A 10,000-nucleotide genomic window follows, 5' to 3' on the forward strand; every position below is an offset into this window, starting at 1 on the left:
ATGAAAAACATATCGGATCTTTGGAATCAAGCTTTGGGGCAGATCGAAAAAAAATTGAGCAAGCCCAGCTTTGAAACATGGATGAAATCGACAAAGGCCCATTCATTGCAGGGCGATACGCTGATCATCACCGCACCGAACGAGTTCGCCAGAGACTGGCTTGAATCAAGATACCTGCACCTGATCGCCGATACGATCTACGATCTGACAGGAGAAGAATTGAGCATTAAATTTGTCATTCCTCAGAATCAAAATGAAGAAGATTTTATGCCCAAGTCTCCAATCAAAAAAATGTCGAAAGAAGAACCGGCTGATTTTCCGCAAAACATGCTGAATCCCAAATATACATTTGATACGTTCGTTATCGGTTCAGGAAACCGATTCGCCCACGCGGCATCTTTGGCAGTGGCTGAAGCACCGGCGAAAGCTTACAATCCGCTGTTTATTTATGGGGGAGTCGGACTTGGAAAGACTCACTTAATGCATGCGATCGGGCATTATGTCATCGATCACAATCCATCTGCAAAAGTGGTTTATTTGTCATCTGAGAAATTTACAAATGAGTTCATTAACTCGATCCGTGACAATAAAGCTGTCGATTTTCGCAATCGCTATAGAAATGTTGACGTTCTTTTGATAGATGATATTCAATTTTTAGCGGGAAAAGAACAGACGCAAGAGGAATTTTTCCATACGTTTAATACGCTGCATGAAGAAACAAAGCAGATCGTCATTTCCAGCGACCGGCCTCCTAAAGAGATTCCAACGCTTGAAGACCGTTTGCGCTCCCGTTTTGAATGGGGATTGATCACAGACATCACGCCTCCTGATCTGGAAACAAGAATTGCGATTTTAAGAAAGAAAGCAAAGGCAGAAGGACTTGATATCCCGAATGAAGTCATGCTTTATATTGCCAATCAGATCGACAGCAATATCAGGGAGCTGGAAGGGGCATTAATCAGGGTTGTCGCATATTCTTCCTTGATCAATAAAGACATCAACGCCGATCTGGCTGCTGAAGCTTTGAAAGATATCATTCCGTCTTCAAAGCCGAAAGTCATTACGATCAAAGACATTCAAAGAATCGTCGGCCAGCAGTTCAATATCAAGCTGGAGGATTTCAAGGCGAAGAAACGGACAAAATCGGTAGCTTTTCCGCGGCAGATCGCTATGTATCTATCAAGAGAAATGACAGATTCTTCTCTTCCGAAGATCGGCGAAGAGTTTGGCGGACGCGACCACACGACTGTCATCCATGCGCACGAGAAAATATCAAAACTGCTGAGCGATGATGAACAGCTCCAGCAGCAGATTAAAGAAATTAAAGAACAGCTGAGATAAGTGGTGAGCGGGAAAGTGTGAATAACTTGAACATAGTCTTACACAGTCTGTCCACATGTGGATAGGCTGTGTTTCCGTTCGTTTTTGACACTTATCCACAAATCCACAGCCCCTACTAGTACTTCTGCTATTTTTATAAAACATAATAATTAATAGATTCCCGCAAGGAGGATGATTATGAAGTTTACAATTCAAAAAGACCGCCTAGTCGAAGGTGTCCAAGATGTGTTAAAAGCCGTTTCTTCAAGAACGACGATTCCGATCTTAACCGGTATTAAAATTGTGGCCTCTGATGAAGGTGTCTCTCTGACAGGCAGCGATTCCGATATTTCAATTGAATCGTTTATCCCGAAAGAAGACGGCGATTTAGAGATCGTGACAATTGAACAGCCCGGCAGCATTGTGCTTCAAGCCCGTTTTTTCAGTGAAATTGTCAAAAAGCTCCCGATGTCAACGGTGGAAATCGAGGTTCAAAATCAATACTTAACGATCATCCGCTCCGGCAAAGCAGAGTTTAACTTAAACGGTTTAGATGCAAGCGAATATCCGCTTTTGCCGCAAATTGAAGAGCATCACGCTTTTCAAATTCCGACCGATCTGCTGAAAAACCTGATTCGCCAAACCGTTTTTGCAGTGTCCACCTCAGAAACACGCCCAATCTTGACAGGTGTAAACTGGAATGTCGCGGGCGGTGAATTAATATGCACTGCGACGGATAGTCACCGTCTGGCACTAAGAAAAGCTAAGCTCGACATTAACGAAGACAGTTCATACAATGTCGTCATCCCAGGAAAAAGCTTAACCGAGCTGAGCAAGATCCTTGATGACCACCAGGAGCTTGTCGATATTGTAATTACCGAAACACAAGTGCTGTTTAAAACAAAAAACGTGCTGTTTTTCTCCAGGCTGCTTGACGGAAACTATCCGGATACAAACCGCCTGATTCCTCAGGAAAGCAAAACGAACCTGATCGTCAATACTAAGGAATTTCTTCAGGCGATCGACAGGGCTTCGCTCTTGGCGAGAGAAGGACGAAACAACGTGGTGAAACTTTCCGCAGCCGCCAATGAGTCGATCGAAATTTCTTCAAACTCTCCGGAAATCGGAAAGGTTGTCGAAACGGTGAATGCCGAGCAGATTGAAGGGGAAGACTTAAAGATATCCTTTAGTCCGAAATATATGCTGGATGCCCTTAAAGTTCTTGAAGGAGAGGACATTCATGTGAGCTTCACAGGCGCTATGAGGCCTTTTCTGATCCGTACGCCGAATGACGATTCGATCGTCCAATTAATTCTTCCTGTCCGGACGTATTAATTTGTTGGAATAGAAAGTTGCCGGCTGGTCCGGCAGCTTCTCTTATTTTTTCGGGAGAAAAGCGCTCTCGTCCTGCCTTGGTTGTTCATACCGCAAGTTTCCCCTTTCCTTCTTTCCCTGTTTTTTAGTACAATTAGATATTAGTGATATTGAAAGAGGTCGATATAATGACAAAGACGGTGGCTATTGATACAGAGATGATTACCCTCGGCCAGTTTTTGAAATTGGCGGATGTCATTCAGTCCGGAGGAATGGCAAAATGGTTTTTATCGGAATATGAAGTACTCGTCAATGACGAGCCGGATAACCGCCGCGGACGAAAACTGTATGTCGGAGATGTGGTGACGATTGAAGGATTCGGTTCTTTTCAAGTCGTCGGCTAAAAGCAGGTGGTATTGATTGTATATCCAAAATCTTACATTATCATCTTACCGTAATTATGAGCGCCTTGACCTTCAATTTGAGAACAAAGTGAACGTGATTATCGGAGAGAATGCTCAAGGAAAAACGAATTTGATGGAAGCGATCTATGTGCTTGCGATGGCGAAATCCCATCGGACGTCAAATGATAAAGAACTCATACGATGGGATGAAGACTATGCTAAAATAGAAGGCAGGGTCATTAAAAAAAACGGTTCCGTTCCCATCCAGCTTGTTATTTCCAAAAAAGGAAAAAAAGGTAAAGTGAATCATATTGAACAGCAGAAGCTGAGCCAGTATGTCGGGGCTGTCAACACGATTATGTTCGCGCCGGAGGATTTAAATCTTGTAAAAGGAAGTCCTCAGGTCAGAAGAAGGTTTCTCGATATGGAAATCGGCCAAGTATCACCTGTTTATCTTCATGACCTTTCTCTTTACCAAAAAATCCTTTCACAACGGAATCATTTCTTGAAGCAGCTTCAAACGAGAAAGCAGACCGATCAAACGATGCTTGACGTGCTGACGGAACAGCTTACGGAATTCGCGGCAAAGGTTGTGATGAAACGGCTTCAGTTTGTCGAACAGCTTGAAAAATGGGCTCAGCCTATTCATTCCGGAATTTCAAGAGGTCTGGAAGAGCTGACGTTAAAGTATCATACGTCTCTTCACGTATCAGATTCGCCCGATTTGTCGAAAATGATCAATAGTTATCAAGAAACGTTTTCTAAATTAAGAGATAAAGAAATAGAACGGGGAGTATCTCTTTCAGGTCCCCATAGGGATGATGTTCTTTTCTACGTCAATGGCCGTGATGTACAGACTTACGGATCGCAGGGCCAGCAGCGTACGACTGCATTGTCGCTTAAATTGGCTGAAATCGATTTGATTCAGGAAGAGATAGGAGAATACCCGATTCTGCTTTTGGATGATGTTTTATCAGAGCTGGACGACTATCGGCAGTCTCACTTGCTCCACACCATTCAAGGCCGTGTTCAAACATTCGTAACAACGACAAGCGTTGATGGAATTGATCATAAAACCTTAAACGAAGCGGAAATCTTTCGTGTTGAAAATGGCACACTATCGGACTGAAAAAATGGGGTGAGGGATTGTATATCCACTTAGGTGACGATTTTGTCGTCTCAACGCGTGAAATTGTGGCTATTTTTGATTACAAGGCAAAGACATCGCCGATTGTTGAAGAGTTTTTAAACAAGCAAAGACAGCAAATCGTCTCTTCTAACAGCACGCCGAAGTCAATTGTTGTCACATTACAATCAATTTATTTTTCTCCTTTAGCCTCAGGCACGTTGAAAAAACGGGCGCAATCCAAGCCGGAAATCGATTCATAAAGAATCTTAACTATAAATTTATTATGTTTGAAGAAAAGTGTAGGTGAATGTGCGTGGCAATGGAACAGCAAAATAATTACGATGAAAATCAGATACAGGTTCTAGAGGGATTGGAAGCCGTGCGGAAAAGACCCGGAATGTACATCGGGTCGACAAGCGGCAAAGGTCTGCACCATTTAGTATGGGAAATTGTCGATAACAGCATCGATGAAGCATTAGCCGGTTACTGCACTGAAATCAATGTCGAAATTGAAAAAGACAACAGCATCACTGTAAAAGACAACGGACGGGGAATTCCGGTCGGTATTCATGAAAAGATGGGCCGTCCCGCTGTGGAAGTCATCATGACTGTCCTGCACGCTGGAGGAAAATTTGACGGAAGCGGATATAAAGTTTCAGGCGGTTTGCACGGCGTCGGTGCTTCTGTTGTTAACGCCCTTTCAACCGAGCTCGATGTAACGGTTTACAGAGATGGAAAAGTCCATTATCAGGAATTTGAACGGGGCGTTCCGAAAGCTGATTTGAAAGTCATCGGAGATACGGAAGTGACGGGAACGACAACTCACTTCAAGCCTGATCCGGAAATATTCACGGAAACGACTGAATACGACTATGATACGCTTGCGACTCGTGTCCGAGAGCTCGCTTTCTTGACAAAAGGCGTCAAAATTACGATCGAAGACAAACGAGATGGAAAAGAACGCAAGAATGAATACTGCTATGAAGGCGGTATTAAAAGCTATGTTGAACACTTGAACCGTTCGCGGGAAGTTGTTCATGAAGAGCCGGTCTACATTGAAGGATCCAAAGACGGCATTACGGTCGAGGTAGCGCTCCAATATAATGACAGCTATACCAGCAACATTTATTCATTTGCCAACAACATTCATACGTATGAAGGCGGAACGCATGAAGCCGGCTTTAAGACCGGTTTGACGCGGGTTATCAATGATTACGCGAGAAGGAACGGCGTCTTCAAAGAAAGCGATCCGAACTTAAGCGGGGAAGACGTCCGGGAAGGTTTGACAGCGATCATTTCAATCAAGCACCCGGATCCTCAATTTGAAGGACAGACGAAAACAAAGCTTGGCAACTCAGAAGCGCGTACGATAACAGATGCACTGTTTTCAGAAGCGCTCGAAAAGTTTCTGCTTGAAAACCCGGATTCAGCGAAAAAAATTGTTGAAAAAGGGGTTATGGCCGCCAGAGCACGGATGGCCGCAAAGAAAGCGCGCGAATTGACGCGCAGAAAAAGCGCCCTTGAAGTGTCAAATTTGCCGGGGAAACTGGCTGACTGTTCTTCTAAAGATCCGACGATTTCCGAGCTTTACATTGTTGAGGGTGACTCTGCGGGCGGATCGGCAAAACAGGGCCGTGACCGTCACTTCCAAGCTATTTTGCCTTTAAGAGGGAAAATTTTGAACGTCGAAAAAGCCCGTCTGGACAAAATTTTGTCCAACAATGAGGTTCGTTCTATGATCACCGCGCTTGGCACCGGAATCGGGGAAGATTTCAACCTTGAAAAAGCCCGCTACCACAAAGTCGTGATTATGACGGATGCCGACGTCGACGGTGCACACATCAGAACATTGCTGCTGACCTTTTTCTACCGCTACATGAGGCAGATCATCGAACAAGGATATGTCTACATCGCTCAGCCGCCTCTTTACAAAATACAGCAGGGGAAACGCGTTGAGTATGCGTACAATGACCAGCAGCTCGAAGAAATTTTAAAAGAGCTTCCGCAAAATCCTAAGCCAGGCCTGCAGCGCTATAAAGGTTTGGGTGAGATGAATGCGACACAGCTTTGGGAAACGACGATGGATCCTGAAACTCGGACATTGCTTCAAGTAACGCTCAAAGATGCGATCGATGCGGATGAAACCTTTGAAATGCTGATGGGCGACAAGGTTGAGCCGCGCCGCAACTTTATCGAAGAGAATGCCCGATATGTAAAGAATTTAGATATTTAATGATTGTAAGACCTTATTTTCGCTTAATTGAAATAAGGTCTTTTCTAGAATGAGCCTTTGGCGCTCTAGTCATTTGATGTGTATAAAATCAAGATTATTGATATAATGGAGAATAGCCTAATTCGTTGAAGAGTATAAATACAAATCTACTCCCACACAACTCATGTAGATTCTCCAGGGAGGTTTTTTAATGAGTGAACAACATAAGCCCCAAGTTCAGGAAGTCAATATCAGTCAGGAAATGCGCACATCTTTTTTAGATTACGCAATGAGTGTTATTGTTTCCCGCGCTCTTCCGGACGTTAGAGACGGTCTGAAGCCGGTGCACAGAAGAATATTGTATGCGATGAACGACCTTGGGATGACAAGTGATAAGCCGTATAAGAAATCCGCGCGTATTGTCGGCGAAGTTATCGGTAAGTACCACCCGCATGGTGATTCTGCTGTTTACGAAGCGATGGTCAGAATGGCGCAGGATTTTAACTATCGGTACATGCTCGTTCAAGGCCACGGAAACTTCGGTTCTGTCGACGGTGACTCGGCTGCGGCCATGCGTTACACAGAAGCGAGAATGTCTAAAATATCAATGGAAATTCTGCGCGACATCAATAAAGACACAATCGATTACCAGGACAACTATGACGGATCGGAAAAAGAGCCGGTTGTCATGCCCGCGAGATTTCCGAACCTGCTTGTCAATGGAGCGGCCGGTATTGCTGTAGGTATGGCCACAAACATCCCGCCGCATCAGCTCGGTGAAGTCATTGACGGGGTCTTGGCGGTCAGCAAGAACCCTGATATCACGCTTCCGGAATTGATGGAAATCATTCCTGGACCTGACTTCCCTACTGCAGGGCTGATCTTGGGGAGAAGTGGTATCCGCAAAGCCTATGAAACAGGCCGGGGTTCCATTACGCTTCGAGCCAAAGCACAAATTGAAGAAACATCTTCCGGCAAACCGGTAATCATTGTTACGGAAATACCGTACCAGGTGAATAAAGCAAGGCTGATCGAAAAGATCGCCGATCTGGTGCGCGATAAGAAAATCGACGGCATTACGGATCTCCGCGATGAATCAGACCGAAACGGTATGCGCATCGTCATTGAACTGAGAAGGGACGCAAATGCTAATGTACTGTTAAATAACTTGTACAAGCAGACCGCTCTTCAAACATCATTCGGCATTAATCTTTTGGCGCTTGTTGACGGACAGCCGAAAGTATTGAGCTTGAAGCAGTGTCTGGAGCATTATCTTGACCATCAAAAAGTCGTGATCAGAAGACGTACGGCATTCGAGCTTCGCAAAGCGGAAGCGCGGGCCCATATTCTTGAGGGCTTGAGAGTGGCCCTTGATCACCTTGATGAAGTTATTTCCCTAATTAGAAATTCACAAACGGCTGAAATCGCAAAAAACGGATTGATTGAGAAGTTTTCTTTGACTGAAAAACAGGCCCAGGCGATTTTGGACATGCGTCTTCAGCGTTTAACAGGGCTGGAACGCGAAAAAATCGAAGAGGAATATCAAAGCCTTGTTGAGCTGATTGCAGAGCTAAAAGCAATCTTAGCAGACGAAGAGAAGGTTCTTGAAATCATTCGGGAAGAGCTCATAGAAGTCAAAGAGCGCTTTAATGATGAGCGCCGTACAGAAATCGTGACATCAGGCCTTGAGACGATTGAGGATGAAGATCTCATCACACGTGAGAATATCGTTGTGACTTTAACCCATAACGGATATATCAAACGTCTGCCTTCTTCCACTTACCGCAGCCAAAAACGGGGCGGAAAAGGCATTCAGGGCATGGGGACAAATGAAGACGACTTCGTTGAACACCTGATATCAACATCCACCCATGACACCATTCTCTTCTTCTCGAATAAAGGGAAGGTGTACCGTGCGAAAGGATATGAGATCCCTGAATTCGGACGGACAGCAAAGGGAATTCCGATTATTAACCTGCTTGAAGTGGAAAAAGGAGAATGGATCAACGCGATTATTCCGGTAAGCGAATTTGATGACGAGTCTTATTTGTTCTTCACGACAAAACACGGAATATCAAAACGCACGCCGCTTTCCCAATTCGCGAATATTCGCAATAACGGATTGATCGCCTTAAGCCTCCGCGATGAGGATGAATTGATGGCCGTCCGCCTGACGGATGGAAATAAACAAATTATTATCGGCACGAAGAACGGTTTGCTGATCCGTTTCCCTGAAACAGATGTAAGGCAAATGGGAAGAACAGCAGCCGGCGTTAAGGGCATCACTCTGACAGATGACGATGTTGTCGTCGGCATGGAGATTTTGGAAGAGGATTCTCACGTGCTAATCGTAACTGAAAAGGGCTACGGAAAACTGACGCCAGCTTCAGAATACAGGGTTCAAAGCCGTGGAGGAAAAGGGCTGAAAACCTGCAAAATTACAGAAAATAACGGATCTCTTGTGACAGTGAAAGCAACAACAGGAGAAGAAGATTTAATGATCATCACAGCAAGCGGCGTGATCATTCGGATGGATATTAAAGATATTTCTACGACCGGCCGCGTCACTCAGGGTGTGCGCCTTATCCGCTTAGGTGAACAAGAGCATGTCGCGACTGTCGCTTTAGTTGAAAAAGATGAAGAGAACGATACAGAAGAACAAGAACAGGAAGCGGACGAATCATAAAAACATGCAGCCATTTGGCTGCATGTTTTCTATTCAATCTTTCAAATATAATCTTTTCATCAGAAGCATAATGTGCTATAATTTCTTTTGGTCGCTTATAAAAGCAACAACAAAAACTTTTTCAAAAAAAGTATTGACCGCTTGTCTCATAAATGTTATATTTAAGTGGTCGCTTTGAGAGCGGCAACGAAGTTCTTTGAAAACTAAACAAGACAAAACGTACCTGTTAATTCATTAAATAAATCGCACATGTGAATGTGCGTAGTCATTATCAAACTTCATGGAGAGTTTGATCCTGGCTCAGGACGAACGCTGGCGGCGTGCCTAATACATGCAAGTCGAGCGGACCGACGGGAGCTTGCTCCCTTAGGTCAGCGGCGGACGGGTGAGTAACACGTGGGTAACCTGCCTGTAAGACTGGGATAACTCCGGGAAACCGGGGCTAATACCGGATGCTTGATTGAACCGCATGGTTCAATTATAAAAGGTGGCTTTTAGCTACCACTTACAGATGGACCCGCGGCGCATTAGCTAGTTGGTGAGGTAACGGCTCACCAAGGCAACGATGCGTAGCCGACCTGAGAGGGTGATCGGCCACACTGGGACTGAGACACGGCCCAGACTCCTACGGGAGGCAGCAGTAGGGAATCTTCCGCAATGGACGAAAGTCTGACGGAGCAACGCCGCGTGAGTGATGAAGGTTTTCGGATCGTAAAACTCTGTTGTTAGGGAAGAACAAGTACCGTTCGAATAGGGCGGTACCTTGACGGTACCTAACCAGAAAGCCACGGCTAACTACGTGCCAGCAGCCGCGGTAATACGTAGGTGGCAAGCGTTGTCCGGAATTATTGGGCGTAAAGCGCGCGCAGGCGGTTTCTTAAGTCTGATGTGAAAGCCCCCGGCTCAACCGGGGAGGGTCATTGGAAACTGGGGAA

7 protein-coding genes and 1 rRNA gene (1 of these 8 cut by a window edge) are annotated in these 10,000 nt (G+C 45.0%); all 8 read left to right on the top strand.

The annotated features are described in order from the left end of the window. Window positions 1–1,341, top strand: a complete 1,341-nt coding sequence (dnaA, locus tag MKX80_RS00005) for a chromosomal replication initiator protein DnaA (protein WP_009330034.1) — start codon at window positions 1–3, stop codon at window positions 1,339–1,341. A gap of 177 nt (window positions 1,342–1,518) precedes the next feature. Further along, on the top strand, window positions 1,519–2,655 hold the full coding sequence (gene dnaN / locus MKX80_RS00010) for a DNA polymerase III subunit beta (RefSeq protein WP_026580417.1): 1,137 nt from the start codon (window positions 1,519–1,521) through the stop codon (window positions 2,653–2,655). Window positions 2,656–2,822: 167 nt separating this feature from the next. Next, entirely contained in the window at window positions 2,823–3,038 is a 216-nt protein-coding gene (gene yaaA, locus MKX80_RS00015) for a S4 domain-containing protein YaaA (protein WP_003178084.1), read from the top strand. Between the two features lie 16 nt (window positions 3,039–3,054). Next, window positions 3,055–4,167 (top strand): DNA replication/repair protein RecF, encoded by a 1,113-nt coding sequence (recF, locus tag MKX80_RS00020; protein ID WP_154996117.1) that lies wholly within the window; start codon window positions 3,055–3,057, stop codon window positions 4,165–4,167. Window positions 4,168–4,184: 17 nt separating this feature from the next. Next, on the top strand, window positions 4,185–4,427 hold the full coding sequence (locus tag MKX80_RS00025; RefSeq protein ID WP_154996119.1) for an extracellular matrix/biofilm biosynthesis regulator RemA family protein: 243 nt from the start codon (window positions 4,185–4,187) through the stop codon (window positions 4,425–4,427). Window positions 4,428–4,486: 59 nt separating this feature from the next. Then, window positions 4,487–6,400 (top strand): DNA topoisomerase (ATP-hydrolyzing) subunit B, encoded by a 1,914-nt coding sequence (gene gyrB / locus MKX80_RS00030; RefSeq protein WP_154996125.1) that lies wholly within the window; start codon window positions 4,487–4,489, stop codon window positions 6,398–6,400. Between the two features lie 190 nt (window positions 6,401–6,590). Next, complete coding sequence (gene gyrA / locus MKX80_RS00035) at window positions 6,591–9,065, top strand: DNA gyrase subunit A (protein ID WP_234112506.1); 2,475 nt, start codon at window positions 6,591–6,593, stop codon at window positions 9,063–9,065. A gap of 277 nt (window positions 9,066–9,342) precedes the next feature. Then, window positions 9,343–10,000 (top strand): 16S ribosomal RNA (locus tag MKX80_RS00040) (it continues 892 nt past the right edge of the window).

The organism is Bacillus sp. FSL K6-0972, assembly GCF_037976035.1.
In the GTDB taxonomy this organism is placed as follows: domain Bacteria; phylum Bacillota; class Bacilli; order Bacillales; family Bacillaceae; genus Bacillus; species Bacillus haynesii.